This is a genomic window from Octadecabacter sp. SW4 (genome assembly GCF_008065155.1).
Taxonomy (GTDB): domain Bacteria; phylum Pseudomonadota; class Alphaproteobacteria; order Rhodobacterales; family Rhodobacteraceae; genus SW4.
On the sequence record NZ_CP042819.1, the window covers coordinates 2,084,114 to 2,108,352 of the forward strand.

At 60.8% G+C, this 24,239-nt stretch carries 28 protein-coding genes; 4 read left to right on the forward strand and 24 right to left on the reverse strand.

Annotated elements, in window-relative coordinates:
• Positions 1-119 precede the first annotated feature (119 nt).
• Positions 120-1,718, reverse strand: a complete 1,599-nt coding sequence (locus tag FTO60_RS10255; RefSeq protein WP_148055871.1) for an alpha-amylase family glycosyl hydrolase — start codon at positions 1,716-1,718, stop codon at positions 120-122.
• Positions 1,719-1,934: 216 nt separating this feature from the next.
• Between FTO60_RS10255 and FTO60_RS10260 the strand changes: the two genes are divergently transcribed.
• Positions 1,935-2,846 carry an MBL fold metallo-hydrolase gene (locus tag FTO60_RS10260; protein WP_148055872.1) on the forward strand — a complete coding sequence of 304 codons (912 nt, stop codon included), beginning with the start codon at positions 1,935-1,937 and terminating at the stop codon, positions 2,844-2,846.
• On the opposite strand, the gene FTO60_RS10265 is transcribed toward FTO60_RS10260, so the two are convergent.
• The 14 genes from FTO60_RS10265 to FTO60_RS10330 all read right to left on the reverse strand — a co-directional run bounded on the left by FTO60_RS10265 (position 2,843) and on the right by FTO60_RS10330 (position 15,361).
• Positions 2,843-3,907: a YeeE/YedE family protein gene (locus FTO60_RS10265; protein ID WP_148055873.1), complete on the reverse strand. Its 1,065-nt coding sequence runs from the start codon at positions 3,905-3,907 to the stop codon at positions 2,843-2,845. The two genes, FTO60_RS10260 and FTO60_RS10265, sit on opposite strands and share 4 nt — an antisense overlap.
• Before the next feature lie 36 nt (positions 3,908-3,943).
• The gene (hemA, locus tag FTO60_RS10270; RefSeq protein WP_148055874.1) at positions 3,944-5,167 is read right to left on the reverse strand and encodes a 5-aminolevulinate synthase; all 1,224 of its coding nucleotides are present in this window, start codon (positions 5,165-5,167) and stop codon (positions 3,944-3,946) included.
• An 8-nt stretch (positions 5,168-5,175) separates the two neighbouring features.
• Complete coding sequence (locus FTO60_RS10275; protein WP_148055875.1) at positions 5,176-5,607, reverse strand: DUF302 domain-containing protein; 432 nt, start codon at positions 5,605-5,607, stop codon at positions 5,176-5,178.
• Between the two features lie 79 nt (positions 5,608-5,686).
• Complete coding sequence (locus FTO60_RS10280) at positions 5,687-6,952, reverse strand: NAD(P)/FAD-dependent oxidoreductase (RefSeq protein WP_148055876.1); 1,266 nt, start codon at positions 6,950-6,952, stop codon at positions 5,687-5,689.
• 25 nt (positions 6,953-6,977) lie between these two features.
• Positions 6,978-7,685, reverse strand: a complete 708-nt coding sequence (locus FTO60_RS10285; protein WP_148055877.1) for a c-type cytochrome — start codon at positions 7,683-7,685, stop codon at positions 6,978-6,980.
• The gene (locus FTO60_RS10290) at positions 7,682-8,710 is read right to left on the reverse strand and encodes a c-type cytochrome (protein WP_148055878.1); all 1,029 of its coding nucleotides are present in this window, start codon (positions 8,708-8,710) and stop codon (positions 7,682-7,684) included. The genes FTO60_RS10285 and FTO60_RS10290 overlap by 4 nt, the downstream gene beginning before the upstream one ends.
• Positions 8,694-9,965 (reverse strand): sulfite dehydrogenase, encoded by a 1,272-nt coding sequence (soxC, locus tag FTO60_RS10295; protein ID WP_172623864.1) that lies wholly within the window; start codon positions 9,963-9,965, stop codon positions 8,694-8,696. The genes FTO60_RS10290 and soxC overlap by 17 nt, the downstream gene beginning before the upstream one ends.
• Positions 9,966-9,991: 26 nt before the next feature.
• The gene (gene soxB, locus FTO60_RS10300) at positions 9,992-11,695 is read right to left on the reverse strand and encodes a thiosulfohydrolase SoxB (protein ID WP_148055879.1); all 1,704 of its coding nucleotides are present in this window, start codon (positions 11,693-11,695) and stop codon (positions 9,992-9,994) included.
• A gap of 97 nt (positions 11,696-11,792) precedes the next feature.
• On the reverse strand, positions 11,793-12,650 hold the full coding sequence (soxA, locus tag FTO60_RS10305; RefSeq protein ID WP_148055880.1) for a sulfur oxidation c-type cytochrome SoxA: 858 nt from the start codon (positions 12,648-12,650) through the stop codon (positions 11,793-11,795).
• 26 nt (positions 12,651-12,676) lie between these two features.
• A complete protein-coding gene (gene soxZ, locus FTO60_RS10310; protein ID WP_148055881.1) occupies positions 12,677-13,006 on the reverse strand; it encodes a thiosulfate oxidation carrier complex protein SoxZ in 330 nt (109 codons plus the stop codon).
• 15 nt (positions 13,007-13,021) lie between these two features.
• Entirely contained in the window at positions 13,022-13,438 is a 417-nt protein-coding gene (soxY, locus tag FTO60_RS10315) for a thiosulfate oxidation carrier protein SoxY (RefSeq protein WP_148055882.1), read from the reverse strand.
• Positions 13,439-13,465: 27 nt separating this feature from the next.
• Positions 13,466-13,939: a sulfur oxidation c-type cytochrome SoxX gene (gene soxX / locus FTO60_RS10320; RefSeq protein ID WP_148055883.1), complete on the reverse strand. Its 474-nt coding sequence runs from the start codon at positions 13,937-13,939 to the stop codon at positions 13,466-13,468.
• A 107-nt stretch (positions 13,940-14,046) separates the two neighbouring features.
• Entirely contained in the window at positions 14,047-14,610 is a 564-nt protein-coding gene (locus FTO60_RS10325) for a thioredoxin family protein (RefSeq protein WP_148055884.1), read from the reverse strand.
• 13 nt (positions 14,611-14,623) lie between these two features.
• Entirely contained in the window at positions 14,624-15,361 is a 738-nt protein-coding gene (locus FTO60_RS10330) for a cytochrome c biogenesis CcdA family protein (protein ID WP_148055885.1), read from the reverse strand.
• A gap of 97 nt (positions 15,362-15,458) precedes the next feature.
• Between FTO60_RS10330 and FTO60_RS10335 the strand changes: the two genes are divergently transcribed.
• The 3 genes from FTO60_RS10335 to FTO60_RS10345 all read left to right on the forward strand — a co-directional run bounded on the left by FTO60_RS10335 (position 15,459) and on the right by FTO60_RS10345 (position 17,381).
• On the forward strand, positions 15,459-15,827 hold the full coding sequence (locus FTO60_RS10335; RefSeq protein WP_148057121.1) for a hypothetical protein: 369 nt from the start codon (positions 15,459-15,461) through the stop codon (positions 15,825-15,827).
• Between the two features lie 114 nt (positions 15,828-15,941).
• On the forward strand, positions 15,942-16,277 hold the full coding sequence (locus FTO60_RS10340) for a helix-turn-helix transcriptional regulator (protein ID WP_148055886.1): 336 nt from the start codon (positions 15,942-15,944) through the stop codon (positions 16,275-16,277).
• Positions 16,278-16,325: 48 nt separating this feature from the next.
• Positions 16,326-17,381, forward strand: a complete 1,056-nt coding sequence (locus FTO60_RS10345) for a YeeE/YedE family protein (RefSeq protein ID WP_148055887.1) — start codon at positions 16,326-16,328, stop codon at positions 17,379-17,381.
• On the opposite strand, the gene FTO60_RS10350 is transcribed toward FTO60_RS10345, so the two are convergent.
• The 9 genes from FTO60_RS10350 to FTO60_RS10385 are packed head-to-tail and all read right to left on the reverse strand — an operon-like array spanning position 17,378 to position 24,229.
• Positions 17,378-17,770, reverse strand: a complete 393-nt coding sequence (locus tag FTO60_RS10350) for a CBS domain-containing protein (RefSeq protein ID WP_148055888.1) — start codon at positions 17,768-17,770, stop codon at positions 17,378-17,380. The genes FTO60_RS10345 and FTO60_RS10350 overlap by 4 nt on opposite strands.
• The gene (locus FTO60_RS17705) at positions 17,767-17,943 is read right to left on the reverse strand and encodes a hypothetical protein (RefSeq protein ID WP_172623865.1); all 177 of its coding nucleotides are present in this window, start codon (positions 17,941-17,943) and stop codon (positions 17,767-17,769) included. The genes FTO60_RS10350 and FTO60_RS17705 overlap by 4 nt, the downstream gene beginning before the upstream one ends.
• Positions 17,944-17,959: 16 nt before the next feature.
• A complete protein-coding gene (locus FTO60_RS10355; protein WP_148055889.1) occupies positions 17,960-18,934 on the reverse strand; it encodes an FAD:protein FMN transferase in 975 nt (324 codons plus the stop codon).
• 3 nt (positions 18,935-18,937) lie between these two features.
• Complete coding sequence (gene nqrF / locus FTO60_RS10360) at positions 18,938-20,161, reverse strand: NADH:ubiquinone reductase (Na(+)-transporting) subunit F (RefSeq protein ID WP_148055890.1); 1,224 nt, start codon at positions 20,159-20,161, stop codon at positions 18,938-18,940.
• Complete coding sequence (gene nqrE, locus FTO60_RS10365) at positions 20,158-20,772, reverse strand: NADH:ubiquinone reductase (Na(+)-transporting) subunit E (protein WP_148055891.1); 615 nt, start codon at positions 20,770-20,772, stop codon at positions 20,158-20,160. The genes nqrF and nqrE overlap by 4 nt, the downstream gene beginning before the upstream one ends.
• Positions 20,769-21,431: an NADH:ubiquinone reductase (Na(+)-transporting) subunit D gene (locus FTO60_RS10370; protein ID WP_148055892.1), complete on the reverse strand. Its 663-nt coding sequence runs from the start codon at positions 21,429-21,431 to the stop codon at positions 20,769-20,771. Before FTO60_RS10370 ends, nqrE begins: the two co-directional genes overlap by 4 nt.
• On the reverse strand, positions 21,431-22,225 hold the full coding sequence (locus tag FTO60_RS10375) for an FMN-binding protein (protein ID WP_148055893.1): 795 nt from the start codon (positions 22,223-22,225) through the stop codon (positions 21,431-21,433). Before FTO60_RS10375 ends, FTO60_RS10370 begins: the two co-directional genes overlap by 1 nt.
• Complete coding sequence (locus tag FTO60_RS10380; RefSeq protein ID WP_148055894.1) at positions 22,212-22,997, reverse strand: RnfABCDGE type electron transport complex subunit D; 786 nt, start codon at positions 22,995-22,997, stop codon at positions 22,212-22,214. The genes FTO60_RS10375 and FTO60_RS10380 overlap by 14 nt, the downstream gene beginning before the upstream one ends.
• Complete coding sequence (locus FTO60_RS10385) at positions 22,994-24,229, reverse strand: Na(+)-translocating NADH-quinone reductase subunit A (protein ID WP_254696776.1); 1,236 nt, start codon at positions 24,227-24,229, stop codon at positions 22,994-22,996. Before FTO60_RS10385 ends, FTO60_RS10380 begins: the two co-directional genes overlap by 4 nt.
• Positions 24,230-24,239 lie beyond the last annotated feature (10 nt).

Consider the following 24,239-nt stretch of genomic DNA (forward strand, 5'->3'; position numbering starts at 1 on the left):
GTCTTTATCTGTTGGCCTGCGCAGAATCGGCAGACTGGTAGCGCTATCATTAACGCAAGTTGCGCAAAACAGCACGCGCCTATCGCGCATGGCTGCTTTGCGTGCCGTTCAGCAACAGTTTAACGACGCAGCCGCGCAATCACAAAACCACTGCCCGCTAATGCAATGGTTATGCCGTCCCGTATTGCGGCATTGCGATGCAGCACCGGATCAGCCGCTTTGGGCAGGGTGAAATCAACGCTGGTGGCCGACAGGTTGAACACACAGACCAGACCATCCCCGCGCACAAAGGCCAAAACCGGTTCCTCGGATGCCAGAAACGTGGTGTCGCCGTCGCGCAGATCAGTCTCGGCCCGGCGCAGGGCCAGCATTTCCTTGTAAAACGCATGCACCGAATTTTCATCGGTCAACTGCCCCGCCGCCGCACGGCTGGATTGCGCCGATTTGACAGGCAACCACGTGGTATTGGCCGCGGAAAAGCCGGCGTTGGGGGCGTTTTCATCCCAGACCATCGGCGTGCGGCACCCATCGCGCCCCTTGTCTTCGGGCCAGAACATCAATCCCTGCGGATCGGTGAGTTCATCGTAAGACAGTTCGGTATCGGTCTGGCCCAGTTCTTCGCCCTGATAAAGACAGATCGACCCTTGCAGCGACAACAACAGCGCCGCCGCCTGTTTTGCCAGCGCATCCTGATCGGCCCCCTTGGATAACCAGCGCGACACATGGCGCGGCACGTCATGGTTGGAAAACGCCCAGCACGGCCAGCCATCGGGCGCATCCTCGAAAAACGCGTTGACCAGATCGCGAAAGTGTTTCGCGCTGAATTTCGGGCTGAGCATTTCGAACGAATAGGCCATGTGCAGGCGATGATTGGTCGTGTATTGCCCCATTATTTCAATGGCATGGTGGCTTTCGCCCACTTCACCCACAAGGGTGCGTGCATCGTATTCATCCAGCAAGGCGCGCATGCGTTGCAAGAACACAAGGTTCTCGGGCTGGTTCTTGGAGAAGATATGATACTGCATCCCGTAGGTGCTGTGCGCGGTGCGCGATTCCGGTTTGAAATCGGCCGGATCGTCGCGCAACAGCTTATCGTGGAAATAGAAATTCACAGTATCAAGGCGGAAACCATCCACGCCCCGTTCCAGCCAGAATCGCATGGTGTCGAGCATGTAATCCTGCACTGCGGGATTGTGAAAATTCAGGTCCGGCTGCTGTTTCAGGAAGTTGTGGAAGTAATACTGCTTGCGATACGCGCTCCACTCCCACGCGGGTCCGCCAAAGATCGACTGCCAGTTGCTGGGCGGGGTGCCATCCGCTTTGGGATCGGCCCAGACATACCAGTCGGCGCGCGGGTTATCGCGGCTCAGCTTGCTTTCCTGAAAGAACGGGTGCTGATCGGATGAATGGGAAATCACCTGATCAATGATCACCTTGAGGCCCAGTTCATGGGCGCGCGCCACCATCGCGTCAAAATCAGCAAGCGTGCCAAATGACGGGTCGATATCCATATAATCGGACACGTCGTAGCCCATGTCGGCCATCGGCGAGGTAAAGATCGGCGACAACCAGATCGCATCGACTCCAAGGTCGGCGATATAGTCCAGCCGCTGCGTGATCCCCTTGATATCGCCAACACCATCGTTGTCGCTGTCCTGAAAGGATCGCGGATAAATCTGATACGTGACAGAGCCGCGCCACCAGTCGTTGTTCGTCATTGAATTCACCTTTGCCAATTCGCGGGCAGCCCTGCCCAGCCGGTTATGCTTGCGCTAACATGTGTTGCGGCCTGCATACGCGCAAATTTGGAAATGGAAAGACGGGACAGCGCCTTTTTTGCGCGCTGTTGCGGGGCATCGGCCCTCTGCCTTGATTGACAAGCGGATGCTCAGCCTATTACATATTCTATTAAATGAATACGTAAAGGTGGCACCATGACCCTCACGCGGCGACGTTTCACAACCCTTGCAGCGGCAGGGATTGTCGGCAGTTTTGCGCCCCTGCGCGCGGGCATGGCGCAGACAAGTCTAGGCGGTTTCACCCTGACCTCGCTGTCGGACGGTGAATTGCGACTGCCCTTGTCGATGGCGCTGGAATATGTCCCGCAAGACATGCGCGCTGAAGTTACGCAACAATACGGCTTTGGCGAGACCGTCACCCCGCCCTGCAACGTGACCCTGCTGCAAACCGACAGCCACAATATTCTGTTCGATGTGGGCGCCGGCCCCGAATTCATGAGCAGTGCAGGATTTCTGCTTGATGCGCTTGATGCTGCGGGTCTGACACCGGACGATATCACCGATGTCGTCTTTACCCACGCCCACCCTGATCACATCTGGGGGCTGGTCGATGATTTCGACGATCTTCTGTTCACCAACGCCAGCTATATGATCGGGCAGGCCGAATGGGACTACTGGAGCGACCCCGACACCGTGAACACGATCGACAGCGGGCGCACGACCTTTGCCGTGGGGGCCGCGCGGCGGCTGGCGCGGATCGCCGATCAGGTGACATTCTTTCAGGATGGTCAGGAAATCCTGCCCGGCGTCGCCGCGCGCGCCACCTTTGGTCACACGCCCGGTCATATGGCCTTCGAGGTGCGACAGGGCAATGATGCGATCATGATTCTTGGCGATTGCATCGGCAATCATCACCTGGCATTCGATCACCCTGATTGGAAATCAGCCTCGGATCAGGATACCGATATGGGGGTCGCCACACGGGTGGCCCTGCTCGATCAGCTTGCCTACGAGCAAATGCAGATTCTTGGCTTTCACCTGCCCAACACAGGGATCGGGCGGGTTGAAAAAGCGGGCAGCGCCTATCGGTTCGTGCAGGATAGCTAAATCGCGGCGGCCACAACGCCGCGCCCCTTGGGCAGCAATCTATGCGTGGCCATCGCGCCGACCCACATGCAGCCAACCGCGACCCATGCGGTCAGCGAAAAGATCGCGCCACCCGACATCCCTGCCCCGACCGCGCAGCCACCCGCCAGCATCGACCCGAACCCCATCAACACCGCGCCAATCATGTAACGCTCCATCGGGGTGTCCTTGCCGAACCGTTCGATGTGAAACCCGCCCGTCAGCACTGCGGCTGTGCCCGCGCCGACAAATACGCCCGGCACAAGTCCCAGCCCGAAACCAAGCGGCGGATTGGGCGCATTCACAAGCGCCATCAGAGTATCTGTCGATGGCCCCGTGAAGGTCACCGAGGTAATCGCGACCACCTCGAACGAGGCCCGCGCCACCTGATAGGTGCCAACCCAGCCCCCTGCGACCGCAAGCCCCACAAGAGCGGCACTGACGATCCATGACAGGCGCACCCCCTTGCGCGCGGCAAAAACCAGCGCACCCGTCAGACAAAGACCGGCCAGGGCGGCGGCAATGGGCGACGTGATCCCGATCAGGGCCAGCAGATCGCGCGACGTACCACCCGGCACCGCCCAAAGCGTCGACAATCCTTCGCGCGTGGGGCCCAAAACGCCGGTCAGCGAGGCCTGCGCGACAATCGTCAACACCAACCCCGTCAGCATCGCCCGCAGGTTTCCGGTGGCCGACAACACCAGCAAACGGCTGGCGCATCCGCGTGCAAGGATCATGCCGATGCCAAACATCAGCCCGCCGATGATCGCGCCTGAAAGACTGCCGGTATTGGCAAGCTGGCGGGCGTCCACCACGTTGAGCCAGCCAAGCGTAATCGCCAGTTGCACGGCAAACACCGCGGCAAAAAAGGCCACCAGCCAGATCGCAAAGCGCCCGCCCCATTGCCCGTCAGCAACTTCGACCGTGGCAGCGCGCAGACAGAACCGCGACTGATAGGCGGCCGCGCCAAAAACGATCCCGACAAACAAGCCTAGCACGGTCAGGACCGTGCCTTCGCCAAATGTCTCTAGCAAATATTCCATATCCGGCCCTGATCTGACATCGCGCGGGGCAAATCCTTACTGCGCGGCGATTGGCATGCGTGCCAGTTGGCATTGTTGCCAGAGCCTTTCGAGTGCGTTGACCAGCGCGTCGATATCGGTCTGGGAGTGCACTGGTGAGGGGGTGATGCGCAGCCGTTCTGTGCCTTTGGGCACGGTCGGGTAGTTGATCGGCTGGATATAGATGCCGAACTGGTCCATCAGCACGTCCGACAGGTATTTGCATTTCACCGGATCGCCCACCATCACCGGAATGATGTGGCTGGGGTTGTCCAGATGCGGGATGCCGGCCGCGTCAAGCCGGGCGCGCACCTGCGCGACACGGGCCTGCTGGCCGGCGCGCTCAGAGCTGGACTGTTTCAGGTGGCGGATCGCGGCGCAGGCGCCTGCGGCCACCGCCGGCGGCAGGGCCGTGGTAAAGATGAACCCGCTGGCGAACGAGCGGATAAAATCACAGACCGCGGCGCTGCCCGCGATATAGCCGCCAACCACGCCGAACGCCTTGCCCAGCGTGCCCTCGATCACCGTGATCCGGTCCATCAGCCCGTCGCGTTCGGCGATCCCGCCGCCGCGCGGACCATACATGCCCACGGCGTGCACCTCGTCCAGATAGGTCATGGCGTTGTATTTGTCAGCCAGATCGCAGATCGCGCCGATCGGGGCGATATCACCATCCATCGAATAGACCGATTCAAAGGCGATCAGTTTCGGGCGCTCCAGCGGCGCTGCGGCCAGTTTCGCCTCAAGATCGGCCAGATCATTGTGCCGCCAGACCTGACACTGCGCGCGCGAGTGGCGGATGCCTTCGATCATGCTGGCATGGTTCAGCGCATCCGACAGCACCAGACAGTCGGGGAGTTTCGCCGCCAGCGTGCCCAGCGCCGCCCAGTTGGACACATAGCCCGAGGTGAACAACAGCGCGTCTTCCTTGCCGTGCAGATCGGCCAGCTCGCGCTCCAACAGCACGTGATGATGGGTCGTGCCCGAGATGTTGCGGGTGCCGCCCGCGCCCGCGCCAACCTTGTCAAGCGCATCATGCATCGCCGCCAGCACCGCCGGGTGCTGCCCCATCCCCAGATAATCATTCGAACACCAGATCGTCACAGGGCGCACCCCATCGCCCCGATGATTGGCCGCCCGCGGAAACGCCCCCCGCTCCCGCTCAAGATCGGCAAAAACACGGTAATTGCCCTCGGCCCGCAACGACGCAAGCGCCGACTGGAAAAATGACTGGTAATTCATGGGCGGGTTTATCCTCCGATGGCGTCCTGGATGATATCATCAAGCAACGCTTGCACTTTTTGCATCTCGCCTTCGGGATAATTGCGACGGCCGATCATGACCTCGCCATTCCGATCAGTCACGAAGATACCGTAGGGGCAATGGGCGATATTCATGGGGTCCGCTTCCATGACCTCGCGCGACAGGGTCGCCGAGCAGAACAAGAAGATATCCGCGCCCGCAAAGATTTCGACATCACTGCCCACGTCTGCGCCTGTGCGGTTCAGCATCTCGCCGGTGCGGCTGACGTAATCAATCACCAACCCCTTGCCGACGATTGCTGACTCAACCGAAAAAGTCGCGTCATCAAAACTACCGTCAAAGGGATAGACGGTCGCATCCTGAGCGCTGGCAAGCGACCCCACCAGACCAAGACAGGCGGCAAATAGAAAACGTTTCATTTCAAGTCCTCCAATGTGATACCGCAGTATCGCGCGGTATCGGTGATCGGGCTATAACCTGCGTCAAGGCCCGTGTGATTCAGCCAAACATGTCGGCGGTGATCCCGTCATACCAGCCAAGCGATTCCGCATAGGTGGCTTGGCGCACGTCGCTGCTTTCACCTGTTTCGCTGATGAAGCCGTCGACCTTGGCGATCTTTTCATCGGTGGCCTCGTAGGTGGCCCCGACTTTGACCCCATCATCGGTGCTGATCAGCGACCAGCAGGTATTGGCAAACCGCGCGGGGAACACCGTGGACCCCGTCAGCGCACCGCGCACCGCGTTGGCACAGACCTTGGCCTGCGAATTGGCCGCAAAGCCGGATTTCGGCATGTCGCCCTGCGCACTGGCGTCACCCAAAACGTGGATGTTTTCATCCATCTTCGAGGACAGATCTGCCGCATTCACCGGCGCCCAGTTGCCTTCGGTTATGCCAGCCAGTTCGGCGATCCGCCCTGCCTTCATTGCGGGAATGACATTGCAGACATCAACACGTGTCACATCGCCATCAATGCTGAGCGTCATCGCCTCGGGGTCCACTTCGACGTTGCCACCGCCGAAATCGGGGCCGATCCGGTCGATCATCCCTGCGTAATGGGTGTTCCAGCCTTCCTCGAACAACCCCTGTTTGGAGAAGGCCTCTTTTGGGTCGGCGATCAGGATCTTGGCGGTCGGGTTCATGTTTTTCAGCATATGCGCGACCATGCTGACGCGCTCGTAGGGGCCGGGCGGGCAGCGGAACGGATTGGGCGGTGCGACCATTGCATAGGTGCCGCCCTGGGGCATGGATTCGATCTGAGCCTTTAGCAATTCCGACTGCGACCCCGCTTTATAGGCATGGGGCATCCTGTTTTGGGCGCTCACATCCCAACCGGGCACCGCGCCATCGACGAAATCAATGCCTGGCGACAGGATCAGGCGATCATAGGGGATGGCATAGCCCCCCGCTGTGGCCACGGTTTTTGCATCACGATCCACGCCAACGGCCCAGTCATGCAAAACGTTGATCCCGAAATCCGCGGCCAAGCCGCCATAGGAATGGCCCAGGCTTTCGATGGTGCGAAAGCCACCCAGATAAAGGTTCGAGAAAAAGCAGGTGTAATAGTGGCGCGAGGGTTCGATCAGCGTCACGTCAATGTCGCCGTTGCTGTCTTTGGCGATATAGCGGGCGGCCGTCGCACCGCCTGCCCCACCACCAACGACGACGACACGCGCACGTCCGTGCGCGGCAGCCCTGACCATCGGCGCTGCGAGCGCACCGGTTGCGGCAATAGTTCCAAGAAAGGCGCGTCTGTTGAACTTCATGTCTCTCTCCCATGGGTGGCATCGATCATTCGATGGTTTCAAAATATGCAGCGAGCGCTGCGATCTCCTCGTTTGACAGGCGCTGGGCCATCATCTGCATGACGGGATGGGTGCGCACATTGTCTTTGTAGGCGTGCATCGCAGTGACAAAATATTCGGTCGGCCAGTTGGTGATGCTGGGAATGCCCGAGGCCTCACCGCTGGCCTGATGGCAGGTTGTGCATTCGCCCGACAGGTATTCACCGTAAGCAGGATCGCCAACAATGGCGAGAATTTCAGGCGCGACCGCATGATCAACAGCCACAGCCGTGGGTGCGGATTCGGGGATGTCGATCGGGCTGGCTGAAAAGCTGCGCAGGTAGGCAACCACATCGTCGCGGTCCTGCGGATCAGAGAGGCCCGCAAAATTCATCCGCGTGCGCGACACAAGAGCGCGCGGGTTTTCAAGGTAGGCGTCAAGCGTGTCAAAATCCCACATCAGCCCGTTTGTCGCCGCCCGCAGCAAGCCTTCGGAATAGCGAAAATCATCGACTTGCGCCGCTGAGCGGTCAAAAATACCGTTCAAATGCGGGCCAATCGCGTTCTGCGCACCCGCGCCGATCTGATGGCAGCTTGCACATTGTTGAAACAGGGCGGCACCGCGTTCAGGATCGCCGCCTGCGTCGGCCTTTGCTGCTCCCGTGCTGAACACGAGCATCGCAAAGGCCAACGCAGGGCGGGCGATCTGGGTCATGGCGATGCAATACTTTCAAGATAAGCGATCAGCCCAGCGATTTCGGCCTCGTCACGCACGCCGCGGAACGACATCTTGGTGCCCGGACGCTGACCGCGCGGATCGGCAAGATAGGCGGCAAGATTTTCATGGGTCCAGACTTCGCCCGCTTCGGCCGCCTCTTTGAAGACGTTGGAATAGCGAAAGCCATCAATCGTGCCCATCGTCCGCCCGATCACGCCATTAAGGGCGGGGCCGGTGCGGTTGGACCCATCCGGGCCGACTTCGTGGCAGGCACGGCATTGACGGAATGCGCCTTCGCCAAGGGCGATCAACTCGGGATCAATTGCCGCGCTGTTGTCGTCGGCGGGTGCTTCCTCGGTGGATGCATCTTCAACGGGGGCGTCGTCTTCGGCCTCCGGTGTTACGTCCAACACGGCCGCGCGGCGGGTGATTTCAACGCTTTCCTTGCAGCCGGTCATGCAGACCTCGCCGGTGAAGTCCACCAGTTCGGTTTCGGCGCGGTCATCCATGAAAAAGTTGTCTTGGTTGGGCAGGCGCACCTGGGTAAAGTTTTCATTGTTCAGCTCGAAATCGTCATCAACCAGGTTATTGAGATACAACAGATACGCTGTGATCGCGTAGATCTCGTCGGGTTCAAGCGACTGCGCTTCGCCAAAGGGCATCGCGCGGTTCACATAGTCATAGACCGTCGACAAATAGGGCCAGTATGACCCGATTGTCTTGACGGGATCGTCGCGTTCCAAGGTGCCTTGACCGCCCGCCAGAACCGGCCAGCGGCCGACGGCCTCGCCGAAGTCTCCGTGACAGGCGGCGCATTTTTCAACGAACACTTCTTCGCCGGTCCAGACATCGCCGCTGCCTTCGGGCAGGCCAAGTCCATCGGGGCGCACGTCGATATCCCATGCCGCGATTTCATCGGGCAATGCCGGGCGCCCAATGCCAAGTGTGTCCTGCGCAAATCCGGGTGCGGCCAAGAGGGTCGCAGCACCAACCAGCGGGAAAACCTTAAGAAATTTCAACATTTTCCGCCTCGCCATTTTCGTTGACAGCCCAAGTCTGAATGCCGTTGTTGTGATAGATTGAATTTTCACCGCGCACCGCCCGCAGCTGATCCTTGGTCGGTTGCACATAGCCGGTGTTGTCATGCGCACGGCTTTGCAGCAGCATCGGTTTTCCGTCCCAGTTGATGTCGAGATAAAAGCGATGCATCGACTTATCGAGCGACGGACCCGACATGCGGGCCTCCTGCCATGTGATGCCACCGTCAATGGTCACATCGACCCGCGGGATCGTGCCACGCCCCGACCACGCCACGCCGGTAATGACCAGCGGCCCCGGACCTTGGGTGATGGGCATTTGCGGGCTGGGGCTGGTGATGACCGATTTCGCGTCCATCTCCCATGTGAACCGCCGGGCCTGACCGTTGGCCAGAAGATCGGTGTATTTGCTGGTTTCCTCGCGGTGGTGCCAAGGCTGATCACCCACTTCGATGCGGCGCAACCACTTGACCCACATGTTGCCTTCCCAACCGGGCACGACCAGTCGGATGGGGTAGCCTTGTTCGGCGCGCAGGGCTTCGCCGTTCATCTTGAACGCCACGAGGCAATCATCCAGCGCTTTTTCAATCGGGACCGAACGGGTCATTGCGGATGCATCCGCCCCCTCGGGCAGCAACCATTTTCCGGCAGTTTTCACGCCCGCCTCTTGCAGCAAAAGCCGCAGCGGCACGCCGGTATACATGACGTTGTGGATCATCCCATGAGTGAACTGGCAGCCGTTCAGCTGCGCCCCCGCCCACTCCATGCCCGTATTGGCTGCGCATTCCAGAAAATAGATGTGATTTTCGCGTGGAAAGCGCATCAGGTCTTCCATCGTGAAGACCAGCGGGCGATCAACCAGGCCGTTGATCATGAGGCGATGTTCGGCGGGATCGATTTCGGCGACGCCCGCGTGATGGCGTTCAAAACACAAGCCGTTTGGCGTGATGATCCCGTCGAGTTCATGCAGCGGGGTAAAGTTGATCGAACTGACCGGATCGGCTGTCAGCCAGGGCACGTTCTGGCGGCGCACATGGGATTCATAGGGCGATGGCATGCCATAAGGCGTCTCGTCCACACCCGCGCCCAGATATTGGTTCCACGGCTGCGTGTTCAGGATTGCGGCTTCGCCTTCGGCCCGCGCCATAGTCGCCCCGCCCACCAGGGCCGCACCACTGGCGGCCGCGCCACGCAGGAAATTGCGGCGTGTGGGCTTCATGCCTTTGTAGATGTCGCTCATCTATCTCCCCTTTTTGATCATTGGCTTCAGATCCCCGCGACCTGAACGGATGTGTTTGGTGCAACGGACACGGTGCCATTGCGCTTGATGTAATTCTCGACCACGTCCCAGATGGGCGGGCCTTGGGTGCCTTCATTCACCGAAGCCCAGCCAGCCACGACATAGGTCTTGGCGGGGTCCAGCGTTTCACCGGTTTTCAGCAGGGTCAGGTTGCTGATGCGTTCGCCGATCGGTTTGCCGATGTCGATCCGGTAGCCCATCCCACCGACGCGAACCATATCGCCGCCCTGCTGGTAATAGGGGTCTTCGTTGAACAGGTTATCGGCCACGTCTTCCATGATGGTATGTATGAATTCGCCCGTCATTTCAGTGCGATATGCGTTTGGATAGGTCATCGAGGTGACGTTCCACAGGTCTTCGCGGGTGATATCCTGACCCGGCAGGATCGACGGCCCCCAACGCACACCGGGCGACATTGCGATATCGGCATCGCGTTCCTCGATCAGCGCATCACAGATCAGGTCATCCCAGGATCCGTTGAAGTTGCCGCGCCGATAAAGCAACGTATCATCGGCCGTTTTACCCAGCACTTCGGACAGGTCCGCCGCAAAGGGGGCGCGCTGTTCATCAATCACTGCCGCGACCTCGGCGTCGGGCGAAATCACGTCGGAAAAGATCGGGATCAGCTTGTGGCGGAACCCCATCATGCGGCCATCGCGCACGTCCAGATCGACGCGGCTGACGAATTTACCGTTGGACCCTGACGCAATGATGATCGTGTCGTTGATCAGCACAGGCTCGGGCAGCGCATCATGGGTGTGGCCCGCAAGGATCACATCGATCCCGGTCACGCGGCCCGCCATCGCCTTGTCCACATCAAAGCCGTTATGCGACAGGCAGACGACCAATTCGGCGCCCATGCCGCGCACTTCGTCAACCATTTCCTGCATCCGCTGATCACGGATCCCGAACGAGTATTCGGGGAACATCCAGCCGGGGTTGGCGATGGGCATATAGGGGAAGGCCTGACCGATCACGGCGATCTTGACGCCGCCGCGTTCAAAGAACTGGTAGGGTTGGAAGTCTTCGGATGGTTCATCCCATTCGGCGTCAAAGATGTTCTGGCCAAGGGCCGCGAAGGGCAGATCGCCCACGATGTCGCGCACGCGATCCGACCCAAGCGTGAATTCCCAGTGAAACGTCATCGCATCGGGCCTGAGCATGTTCATGACGTTGACCACGTCCTGCCCCTGGGTCTGGTAACAGGTGTAGGACCCGTGCCAGGTATCGCCGCCATCCAGCAGCAAAGCATCGGGGCGGGCGGCGCGAATTTGGTTCACGACAGTCGCCACACGGTCCATGCCGCCCATCTTGCCATAGCTTCGCGCGAGGGCGGAAAAATCGTTATAAGTCAGGGCGTAATGCGACGGGCTGCCGTCGTCTATTCCATAGGCACGGCGGAAATCCGCGCCTGTGATATGGGGCACGGCGCCCTTGTTGACGCCCACGCCAAGGTTGATTTCGGGTTCCCGGAAATAGATTGGTTTCAGCTGTGCGTGAATATCGGTGACATGGATCAGCGACACGTTTCCAAAGGTCTCAAACTCCAGCAGCTGGTCTTGCGTCAGCGCCTGTTGCGCAGCCAGACGGCCCCAGTTGCCAAACCCGGACGCGCCGACAATTGCGCTGGCAGCTACGCTGGCCTGTAGAAAATCGCGCCGTGAAATCATGTGCTTACCTCGGTTTCAGCCATCACATTCGTGAATCTGAATATATTATATGAAAGAAAGCCCGCGAACGCTTGGACGTCGCGGGCAATCCTGTGTTTTAGTTGCGGACTGACGGACCTTCGACCGACAGGCCGTTCCCGCGCGAGGCCACGTAAAGCTCCAGCGCGATAAACTCGGGGCTGCCCACGGCATAGGTTTCGGCGCGCGTGTCGCGGATGCAGCCACGGAACCGTGATTGCACACCGTTCAACCGCGCGTTTTTCAGGCGATAGGTCGGGAATCCGTTGATCATGCCCATGCTCAGGTGGTCGGCGCGGATCAGGTTGCCGTAGTTCTGCTCGTGGCAGGACGCGCAGGACAGGTCCAACTGGCCATTGCGGGTGTAATAAAGCTCGCGCCCCATTTCCCATGTTTCCTGCGCGGGACCATCAATCGCGACATCCACCGGCATGCCGCGCGACACCGAGGCCAGCAGCGCAGTCATGTTCAGCATGTCGTCCTTGTCATAGGCCCATTCTTCGGCACCCATCTGTTCGGTCCGGCAGCTGTTGATCTGCATGGTCATCGTGCGCACTTCACCCGCCTCTTCATTCCAACGCGGATAAACGGCACTGATACCGGCCATGTCTTCGGGCGCGCCGTGGCAGCTGGCACAGGATTCACCTGCCTCGCCTTCAACGGTGTCCCAGGCGGCAAGCGCTTCTTCGACAAAGATCATACCCGGGTTCTCGAAATCGTCCATTTCAAAGGCTTGGGTTTCCGTCGAACGGAACACCCAACCCGACATGATCTCGCTGATCCCGGTGCCTTGCATGTGCGCGGGCGCAGGCGCACGCACGGTGATGTCGATTTCGCCGTTGATGACCAAATCGGCATCTTCATCTGCCATTGCCGGCCCAAAGGGGACGGCCACAGCAAGACATACAGCACTTGCGGACAGTAGTGTTTTTTTCATTTTTCGCCCCTCCCTGGACAAGAAACCTAGTTGACGACGATGTCTTTGCTGTCGGTGTAGATATCGCCATCGTCATCGTACCACGTGAAGACAAAGGTGCCGCTTTCGGGCACGACCGCTTCAAACTCCAGAAACGGGTTCGTGGAGATTGCCGGTTCAAACCCGACGTCGATCACCATTTCACCGTTAAATTCGCAGGTGAAGCGGTGGATGATCGAGCGCGGAATGACATTGCCATCGCCGTCTTTGCGCTGGCCCGATTCCATCGGATGCGAGATCAGCGTTTTGATCGTGATCGTTTCGCCAGCGGTTGCCTCGCGTGGGACGCGAACGCGGGGTGTTACGTTTTCTGCCATCTGTCGTTGCTCCTGTTAGCCGCCGCAGCCGCCGATTGTGACTTTCACCTCTTGCGAGGCCTGAACGAACGATCCGTCGGGCATTTTCGCGATCGCAATGACGTCCTGCGTTCCGGCAAGCCGGATGCGCGTAGAGGCGCGCTGTGCGCCTGCCAGCGGGCCAAAGTTGAACGTGCCAACGGCGGGTGTCGGGTTGCCGGTGGCAAGAACCATGATCGCAACCGCGCCAGGGGCGTCGACTTCGATCGGAACGGTGTTGCCGTTTTCCGCGATTTCCGGCGCGATCAAAGTGATCCCGCCCGTGCCGAGTTCGGCACCGCCCGTGAACGCGGCGATGTCGCCGTCGACGTCTGCGAATGCCTTGAAGGGCACGGCTGCCGCAAACGCGGTGCCCATCGCCATCAAAAGCGTTTCTCTGCGTGTATAGCTCATGCTGTCTCCTGTAGCGTCTGGCTGCGTCTAGTAGTCTTGCAGCGTCATAAGGTAAGCGACCACGTCTTCGATTTCCTGCGCGGTCAGGATCGGATCAAGCGGCCCTTGGGCGGCTTTGCCGGTGTAGCCGTCGCCGGGGCGGTTAAAGCCATCGATGGCGTAGAACGCGGGCATCACCGTGTCGGGGAAAACCATCTTGGCGTTGGACACGATGCCCCGCAGATCCGATGCTTCCCAGCGCGCGCCTACCCCGTCAAGCGACGGGCCCACTTCGCCGTGAAAGGGGTAATCTGACAACGCCGTAACCTGATGGCAGGCGATGCAATTGCCCTTGCCCCGGTTGACCATAATCTCGAGCCCGGCTGCCGGATCACCGACAGTTCCCGACAACGACATTTCGACCTGCCCGTAGTCGCCGAATGTGACGTCACCGGGCGCGGTTTGCGCAATGGCGACCGTGCCAAAACCAGCGGCGAATGCCGAGAGTAAAATCCTGTTCATGGTCCCTCCCTGGGTACTCAGTCCTCTTGGCGTATCGTAGACCACCCGTTCAGATTCTCGCAACATCAAAATTAATTATTTGAATATGACGATGTGAGCGCCGCGTTTTAATCAACGATTCCGCGTTCTTGCAGGATGCGCGCGTGGTAGCGCTGGAAGGGTTCATCGGTCAGGTAGTGACCCTCGCGAATCCAGTTGAGAAGGTTCAAGGTCGTCCACTTGCCAAAAGCGCCGGGCATGGTGACGATTGCCGCCTCACTTGCGATCGCGTCCTCGGCCACCTCGGGCGGAAAGAACATCATCGTAGGTGTGAACTGCGCATTCCAGCGCCGCACGATATCTTTTTCGGGCATGACTTCACCATCGAAATCAGTGACGTCGACATCCCCGAACATGTTGATCTGCACTACGAAAAAGCTGTCGTGCAGCGCGGCGTCGATTTCCGGATCGGGAAAGATATTTTCGTGCATCTCCTTGCAGTAAATGCACCCGCGCTGTTCGATCATGATCAACAGGGTTTTGCCTTGGTCATTGGCGTCGGCCAGATCTTCGCGCAGGTCCTTGAACGTTTCCTCGATCCAGTCGGCATCATACAATCCGTCATCGCCCAATTGCGCGGCAAACAGCGGCGTTGCGATCAAGGCCAAAGCAGCAAGTGTGGTGCGGAACATGGTCAAATCTCCTTTATCCGATGGTTGCAAAACTGGGGAAGGTTTCGATCATCCACTGGGCAATGTAGTTGACCGAATTGGTGGCGATCAGAATGGCAAAGACGATCAGCATGACGCCCATCGCCTTTTCCACCACGCCAAGATATTTGCGGTTGCGCTGCGCCCAGCCAAGGAACGGGCGCGCGAACAGCGCCGCGACAATGAACGGCAACGTCATCGAGAAGCCGTAAACGAACAACAGCACCCCGCCTTGCCAGATATTGCCAAAGCCGCTGGCCATCATCAGGATTGACGCAAGGGCTGGCCCGACGCAGGGCGTCCAGCCAAAGCCGAACGCAAGCCCCATCAGATACGCGCCAAGCATGTTCGAGGGCGCGGCCGCGCTTTCAACTCGTGCTTCACGGTAAAGCAGCGGGATGCGCATCACCCCAAGAAAGTGCAGACCAAACAGCAGCAAGACCGCCGCCGCGACATAGCTCAGTTCTTGTTTCCATTGTCCGAATGCGCCCCCCACTGCCGTGGCGCCCATGCCCAGCAGCACGAAAATCGTCGTCACGCCAAGGGCGAAGGCGACGGCAGAAAACACCAGCTTGCGCTGGGTGCCGGGCGGGAAGTCATCCGCGCCGCGCAGCTCGTGCATGGAAATCCCCGCCATGTAGCTCAGGTAAAACGGCACCATCGGCAGGACGCAGGGCGTGAAGAATGACAACAGCCCGGCAATTACTGCGCCGAAATACGTGATCTCTAGCATCGCGGGCGTCCTTGAAACGAAAGATGATTCACATTACGATACGTGAATGCATAAGCGTTTGACCAGCCTTTTCCACACGATTGCCTTCGGCCTTGGCATGGGGTTGATGGTCGCGCTGCCTGTGACCGCAGGTGCCCAAACCGTTTTGATGATGGCCGAGGAACCGGGGTGCATCTGGTGCGCCGCCTGGAACCGCGATATCGGTCCGGTTTACGACAAGACCGGCGAAGGGGCCGCCGCCCCCCTGCGCCGTGTAGACATCACCGACCCCATTCCCGGTGACATCACGCTGGCACGCGCCATCAACTTTACACCGACCTTTGTGTTGCTGATCGACGGCACCGAGGTGTCCCGCCTTGAAGGCTATCCGGGCGAGGATTTCTTTTGGGGGATGTTGGGCATGATGCTGGACCGCAATGACGTGGCCTTTGAACTCCATAACGCCACGCAACCGGGTGCGCAGTGACACAGTTTTGGATTAATTTGCCACACTCCCTCGTCAGGTGGGATTGTTTTATGTAAGCGGGGCGCAAACCTGCGGGGATCGCCCCACACGTCGCGTCAGGAACGGACAAAACAGATGAGTTTGCCAGTCATAGACGACAGTCTAAGCGAAGCCGAGATCGACCTGATGGTCGAGAACGCAACCCGTGCCACGAATTTCCTCAAGGCAATCGGACACGAAGGCCGGTTGCTGATCCTGTGCCATCTGGCGACCGGCGAAAAATCCGTGGCCGAGCTGGAAAGGCTGTTGTCAGCCCGACAGGCCGCCGTGTCCCAGCAGCTTGGGCGTTTGCGCCTTGAGGGGCTGGTGCAGCCGCGCCGCGAGGGCAAGGCGATCTACTATAGCTTGACGGATGATCGCTGTAAGCGGATCATATCGGTTGTCTACGACTTGTTTTGCAGAACGGACTGACCAGGCTGCCATCCGCAGGTGACCGGTCCGGACAATGGAGGATTCACCATGCTTGATGCTTGGGGCGACGGCAATGTTGCGGCACTCGCTGGCCTGTTTGGTGGTGTTCTGCTTGGCCTTGCGGCGCGTTTGGGCCGGTTCTGCACCCTGGGTGCAATCGAAGATTTCACCTATGGCGGGAGCGATCTGCGCTTGCGCATGTGGGTGCTTGCGATTGGCACGGCCATATTGGCGACCTTTGCCTGCGTCGCACTTGATTGGGTCGCGCCCATGTCTTCGTTCTATATCAGCCAGACCGTAGCGCCCTTTGCCGCCATCAGCGGCGGGCTGGTGTTTGGCTATGGTATGGCGATGGCGGGCAACTGCGGCTTTGGCGCGCTGGCGCGGCTGGGGGGCGGTGATCTGCGATCATTCGTGATTGTCATCGTGATGGGGCTTGCAGCCTATGCCACGATTTCAGGCCCGATTGCATGGCTGCGTGTCGTGGTTTTTCGACCCCCGGGACCGGCGGACCAGCCCCAAAGCATCGCTTATCTGCTTGGCAATATCAGCGGCTTGCCGGTGTGGGCGATCGGCATGGCGATCGGCATCGGGGTGATTGCGCTGGCGCTGGGGGCCGCGTCGATCCGCGCGAACAAGGTCGCGATATTCTGGTCCGCCGTTGTGGGGCTGGCCATCACCAGCGCCTGGGTTTTCACAAGCTGGATTGCCGCCAACGGGTTTGATGGCACGCCCGTCGTGTCGCACACATTTGCGGCCCCCCTGGGCGAAACGATGCTATATGCAATGACCGCCTCGGGGCAGACGCTCAGCTTTGGGATCGGGTCGGTTGCGGGTGTCCTGGCCGGGGCTTTCATCGGCAGCCTGATCAAGGGCCATTTCCGCTGGGAAGCCTGCGAAGACCCGCGCGAATTGCGCCGCCAGATCATCGGCGCGGCGATGATGGGTGCTGGTGCTGTCGTGGCCTTGGGGTGCAGCATCGGCCAGGGCCTGTCGGCCTTTTCGCTGCTTGCCTTTTCGGCCCCGCTGACATTTGCGGCGATATTCATCGGCGCGCGACTGGGGCTGAAACATCTGATCGAAGGGTTCGCGCAGCCGACCTAGCCAATGCGCAGCAACAACGCCAGCACATCCGAACGATGCACAAGCCCCGCAACCTTGGGCCCATCCATCACCGGAAAGACGCGGTGCGGGCAGCGCAAATACCTTTCGGCGACGGCAACAACGTCATCACTCAGATTTACGCTGATCACATTGCGCGACATCTGATCGGCCACGCGCCCCGTCCACTCCTGATAATAGCTGGCGTGCAGGGCGGGCTTGAAACAGTCCTTCTGTGTCAAAATGCCGTCAAGGCGGCCATCTTCGCCGATCACGACTGCGGCGGCGGCGCGCGCTTGCACCAATAGCGTTGCGGCGCGCCGGATCGGCATATCCGGCGTCAGGATCGGCCCATCGTCACGCAGAATTTCCGCCACCCGGTATTGAGTCATTTCACGGCCTCCTCGGCGGCCATACGGCGCAACGGACAGTCCTCGCAGCGATCCTTGCGCAAGCCTGCCGCCGCGCCGCAGCTTGTGCGCGCTGGGCCACGCCCAAAGGTCAGACCAAACCCAAGCCCCGCCGCCGCAAGGCCGAAAATGAGGATCGCAATCAGAATTTCCATCTGGGCTGGTCCTTTCTCAAAGCAGTTGATCCGCGATCCGGCCCGTCGCGCGTTGCGCAATCACCGTCCCGTCCCGCACCAGAAACAGCGCCGCGACACTGTTGCGGCGCGCAAGATCGATCCCGCCCCCTGCCCCTGCTGCGAACAGCGCGGTCGCCCAACCATCTGCCGTCATCGCGTCGTCGGCAAGGACCGTCACCGACATAAGCCCCCCATCGGCGGGAGCCTGCGCGCCCGGATCAATGATATGGCCATAGGTCCGGCCATCCAGAACATAGCTTTGGGTGCGCAAACCCGATGTCGCAACCGCCTGCCCCTGCGCCAGCCGCAAGGTGGCCGCCGGTGGCTGATCGGGCAAGGGATGCTGCACCGCGACACGCCAGTCACGCCCGCTGGGGTGCTGGCCCAGCGCGCGCAGTTCTCCGCCAAGATCGAACAGCAGGTTATCGCCCCCCGCGTCCCGCACCAAGGTGACAGCCAGATCCAGCGCGCGCCCCTTTGCGATCCCGCAGAGGTCCAGCGTCAGGTCGTCGCGGGTCTTGCCGATCGCCCCGTTGCCGACGCGCAAGCCCCGCCAGTCCGGTGTCGCGCCACCCGCTATCGGGCCAAACCCCCAACGCGCGACCAGCGGCCCAACCGTGGGGTCAAACGCGCCGCCGCTCGCCTGTGCAAGGGCCAGCGCGGCACGGGTGACATGGAGCGTTTCGGGATCAACAGCCATATCCCCCGCCCCCATCGCGTTGAAGCGGCTTAACCCGCTATCGGCCCGCCAGGGCGACATCTGCGCGTCAATCGCGGCGAAAAGCGCGTCGATTTTCGGGCGCAAGCCCTCCAGATCGGCAGGTGCGGCCCCGCTGATCTGCCAGGTGGTGCCAAAGGCGATACCCGAAATCGCGCCCGCAGCGGCCCCCGCCAGACGGGGCAGCGCGACGGCGGCACCGATCAACCCAAGGGCGGCGCGGCGGGTTGGGTGTATGTGTCGCTCAGTCATGTCCTAGCCTCCAAAGTCATCAAAAAAGATCGTGCGCGATTCAACGCCAAGCCGTTCAAGCGTGGCAAGCACCGCCGAAATCATCACCGGCGGGCCGCACAGGTAATACTCGCAATCTTCGGGCGCGGGATGCTGGCCCATTTCAGCCCCGAGCATTTCGTGAATGAAACCGGTCGCGCCGGTCCAGCGATCGCCCGGCGCAGGGTCTGACAGCGCGGGTGTCCATGTAAAGTTCCCGTGCTCTTTCGCCAGGCTCGCAAACTCATCGCTATAGAACAGATCAGCCGCCGAGCGTGCCCCATAGAAAAAGTAGATTTGACGGGCTGTGCCCTTGCCCAGTTCTTGATGGATCATGGCCCGTAAAGGGGCCATGCCGACGCCGCCACCGACAAAGACCATGTCGCGTTGCGTGGGCTGAATGTGAAAATCCCCGAACGGGCCGGATGTGGCAACACGGTCGCCAACTTTCAGCGCAAAGAGCCATGATGATACGATTCCCGGCGGAATGTCGGCCTCGTGCCCTGCGGGTGGCACGGCAAGGCGGATGTTGAACACGGCGTGGCCTGCATCCTGCGGCCGGTTGGCCAGTGAATAGGCGCGGGTCACTTCGGCGTCGGATGTGACAGACAGCCCCGGCCAGCCGTTCATATCCCATGCATCCTGAAACGCTGGCGCAACCGAAAGGGACTTGAAATCAAGATGATATTCGGGCGCGGTGATCTGCATGAAATCGCCTGCGCGAAATGCGGTTGGATGGTCGGCGGGCAAATCAAGCACGATCTCGCGGATCAGCGGTGCCAGCATACGGGTTGACGACACGGTGCAGATGGCACCGCCGCCCGCGCTGAGGATGTCATCGGGCACCCGCACGGCGCAATCCCCGCGCAGCGTCGTCTGACAGGCAAGACGCACATGTGCGCGCCTTTCCTGGGGTGACAGCAGGCCACGTTCGGTCGCCTGATGCTTGCCTGCCCCTTCACCGGTCACAGTCACACGGCACAGCCCGCAGGTTCCCACCCCGCCGCAGGCCGCCGGAATGCGGACTTCGGCATTGTGCAACACATCAAGCAGTTTGCTGCCACGCCGCGCCGCGATGTGCATCGTATCGTTCACGGCCACATCGACATCGCCCCGAGGCACCAGCCGACGCTGGACGATCAACAGCCCGATGGCAAGGATCACCACAAGGGCCGCAATCACCAGACTGCCAATCAGGACTTCGGTCATAACGATGCCGTCATTTGCGCAAATGACGCAAACCCAAGCGACATCAGCCCCGTCAAGATGAACGCGATGCCCAGCCCGCGCAGCCCCGCAGGCAGGTCGGCATAGGACAGGCGCGCACGGATCGCGCTCAGCATGACAACCGCCACCGCAAAGCCAACGCCACTGCCCAGCCCGAACACGGCCGATTGCCCAAGGGTATAGTTGCGCTCGACCATGAAAAGACTGCCCCCAAGGATTGCGCATTGCACCGTCAAAAGCGGAAGGAACACGCCAAAGGCCGCATGAATCGCGGGAAAGAACCTTTCAAGCACCATTTCCAGCAATTGCACCGTCGCGGCGATCAAACCGATAAAGGCGATCAACGCCAGATAGGACAAATCAAGATCAGGATAGCCCGCCCAACCCCAGGCACCCGGCGCCATGAACCATTGATAAATCATATGGTTCAGCGGCACCGTGATGCCCAGCACTATAGTCATCGCAATTCCCAGCCCCAGCGCGCTTTCGGTGCGCCGTGACATCGCCAGAAAGGTGCACAGCCCCAAAAACAGGGTCAGCGGCATATTGTCGACAAAGGCCGCGAACAGAAAGAATGACCAGACCTCGCTCATTTTGCGGGCTCCGTCTCAGGGGGCGTATGATCGGGGGGCTCGACCTGTTCACTGCGCACCGAGCGAAGCGCCCAGACAAGCCCGCCAAGCAAAAAGAACGCCGAGGGCGCGAGCAGCATCAGACTGAGCGGTGTGAACCAGCCGCCCTCGTCCGCAAGGGGCAGAACCTGCGCGCCAAACAGTTCGCCCTTGCCGAACAATTCGCGGATACCGCCAAGCACGATCAGCACCAGCGAATAGCCCAACCCATTCCCGAAGGCATCCACCATCGACGGCAGCGGACCATGAAAGCGCGCATAGGTTTCGGTGCGACCAAGCACCAGACAGTTGGTGGTGATCAACCAGACATAGACAGACAGCGCGCGGCTGATATCGGCGAAATAGGCCTGCAGGAACTGGTCGATCACGATCACAAGCGAAGCGATGATGACGATCTGCACGATCAGCCGGATCGTGTCGGGAATATGTCGCCGGATCACACTGATGATGCCCGCCCCCAGCGTGATCACGACCGTCAGCGACACGGACATGGTCAAGGCCGTGGCCAGGGTTGTTGTGACAGCCAAAGCCGAGCAGATGCCCAAGATCTGCAAGGTCACCGGATTTTGTTTGATCAGCGGCTCGGTCAGGGTTGACCAGTATGACACGCGCTCTGCCATCAGAATTCCCCGCGCCCAATCGCATCCAAAAGCGGGCCATAGCCCTGCGGCCCCAGCCAGAACCGCATCATCCGCGTCACGCTGCTGCTGGTGCGGGTGGCGCCGGTGATGCCGTCGACATCATAGTCGGTCGTGGCCACGCCGCGCGCGACGCTAAAGCGGACATCGCCGCTGTCATCGCGGATCAGGGTGCCGGGAAAATTTGCCTGCCAGGATGGGTCTTCGATCCGCGCGCCCAGACCGGGCGTTTCGGAATGCTGGGTCACAGCGATACCCGCGATCGTGTTCATGTCGCCATGCACCGCGACAATCGCGTCAATCCGCCCGCCGTAACCCTGACCGGTCACTGGCAGCAGGATCAGGGAAATGTCTTCACCCTCGCGCAGCAAAAAGACCTGTGTGAAATTGGGCCGCTGGCCAAGTCCGGCAAGGTCTTCGCCAGCCTCAAGAACCGTCCAGTTGGCCTGATCCGTCAGGGCGACATCAAGCGTTTCCGGGGTGATATCCTGGGCCGCGCGCCCGCGTTCAAGGTCGATCACGACCGTAGAGAGCGTGCCGCCGGAATCTTCAAGCAGCGCCGCCATGCCGGGAATACCACGCACCAGATCGCTGATACGCGCCTGTTCTTCGGCAGCGCGGTTGGCCGTTTGGATCGGGCGCAACACCACCGTTGCGCTGCTGACCAGCACGGCGCTGATCGCCGACACAAGAAAGGCGACGATGACAGTTTTCGTGCGGCTTTCGTTGGGAAGCGCAAGCAATCGGCGCCACGGGTTCCAATCAGTTCCGGCCATGACGCCTCCTGCGTTTTGCGATCCAGAGATTGACCGCGATTTCATCAAAAAGGGATGTGGCCAGCGACGTCAGCAGCGCCGCCGCGACCGCGATTTGCACCGGTGCCGCCCCGCCCCAGCCCGTCGCAAAAAGCAGCACAAACCCGCCATAGGCAAAGCCGTTCAGCCAGCGGCCCAGGGTGGTCCCGGCACTGGTCACCGGATCGGCAACCAGCAGCACCAGCACAAGCGCGGCACCGCCCCAGACCTCGCTGTCAATGGGCACGCCCGCCGCATAGACGCCCACACCCACAATCAATGCGCCCGCCAGAACGGCGAAAGGCAGGACGCCCGTGGCGACGCCGATCAGCGCTGCAGGAATTGCGGCCCAGATTACCGGATCATCAAAACCGGGCCAGCCAAAGCTGGGAAAACCGAAGCCAAGAAAGGCCAGCGTGACCGTCGCCGGATTGACAACGTTGCGCCCCCAGCCACCGAACACCAGCTCGCCCATCACCACGCCGAAACTGATCCCCAGCACGAGGCGGAACACGCCCAGATCCACGGGGGCCAGCATCGCCACCGCCAGAGCCGTGATAAGCGCCGCCAGCGACGGCGGCTGTGCCCGCGCAAGCATGAACACCAGATGCCAGACAGCTATCACAAGCGTGGCCAGACCCAAACGGGCGAGCGCCTCGGCCCCGCCATAAAACAGCCAGAACAACGCCAGCGGCAAATAGGCGGCCAGTAGCATCAGCGCCACCGTTTCACGGTCCCAAAGCCCCCGCATCATGGCGCCAGTTCCTTGCGGATCCGATCAAGCATGCCGCGCAGCAACGCGGCCAGATCCGCCCCGCCGCCCAGCACATAATCGGCCAGACCAAGGTCTTCCTCGAGCAGCGACAGAACGCCCAGTTTTATCGCCATTTCATCGTCGCCCGCGCTGAGCGCGCGCACAAACGCCACCGCCGGAACGGCACCGCCAAAGGCCTGCGTCAAGGCCGCGGTCGGGATCACCGGTTTGGGCAAGGCCGACTGCGTCAGGGCCGCTTTGAACCAATGCGGGGCTGCGCCATTTCGGGGGCGTGGCAAGACAGTGACCTGCCGGTGACGCGGTGCCAGCCAATGGGCCTCGTGCCCGTCCAGCGGCGATCCTGACAGCGCCATATGCGCGCCCGGCGTGGTGATACGCTGGGTCAGTTCGCGCAGGTCGGCACCCGCTTGGGTATGGACCAGCCGACTGGAACGCAGGCCCGCGCCCGCAATGCGCACAAGGCGGGTCATGGGCAAGACCCCGCTGTCCAGCAAATCCCCCAAGGCCGCCACATCTTCGGCGTGGATATCCCAGACGGGCGTATCGACCGACGCAGGCGCAAGCGTGTGAATGCAAAAACCCGCCGACCCTTGCGGATGGCGCACACCTGTGTCGATCGATTGCACCCCTTCGATCGGATCAGACAATGGCGCGCCGCGCGCGTGGCAGACAAAAACCGCGCCGTCCGTCAGCAGGGTCAGCGCCTGCAAACCCCGCCCGAACGCCGCCTGCCGCCCTGCCAGCGCCAGCCGCGGATCGGGCGCAAAGGGCCGTGTGTCAGCCGCCATGACGATGATTGCCGCAGGGCGTTCCGCAGCGCCGGGCATCCCGCCAAAGGGGCGGCGGCGCAGCCAGGGCCAAACACCCGCCGCCTGCATCAACTTGCGCAGGGTGGTAACTGATGTGGCGCTTTTGCTGGCGTGTTCCACAACATCGCCTACCGTTTCGGCAAACAGCACGATTTCGGACAGCTTGCGCCCCGGCTGCAGTGAAATCCGCGCCACACGGCCCGCCATCGGCGCGACAAACTGCACGTCGGGCGCATCACGCAGGCAGGCAAGCGGCGCGCCCTGCGCGACAAGATCGTCTTGGGCGACAAGGGGCGATATGCGCAGGGTTTGACCAACCGAAGTGCGAATCCCCGCCTCTTGGGTGATCATCTTTTCGGGGTCCGCCGCATCAAGGGGTGGCGACGGAAATTGCGGGGTCAATCCTGAACCA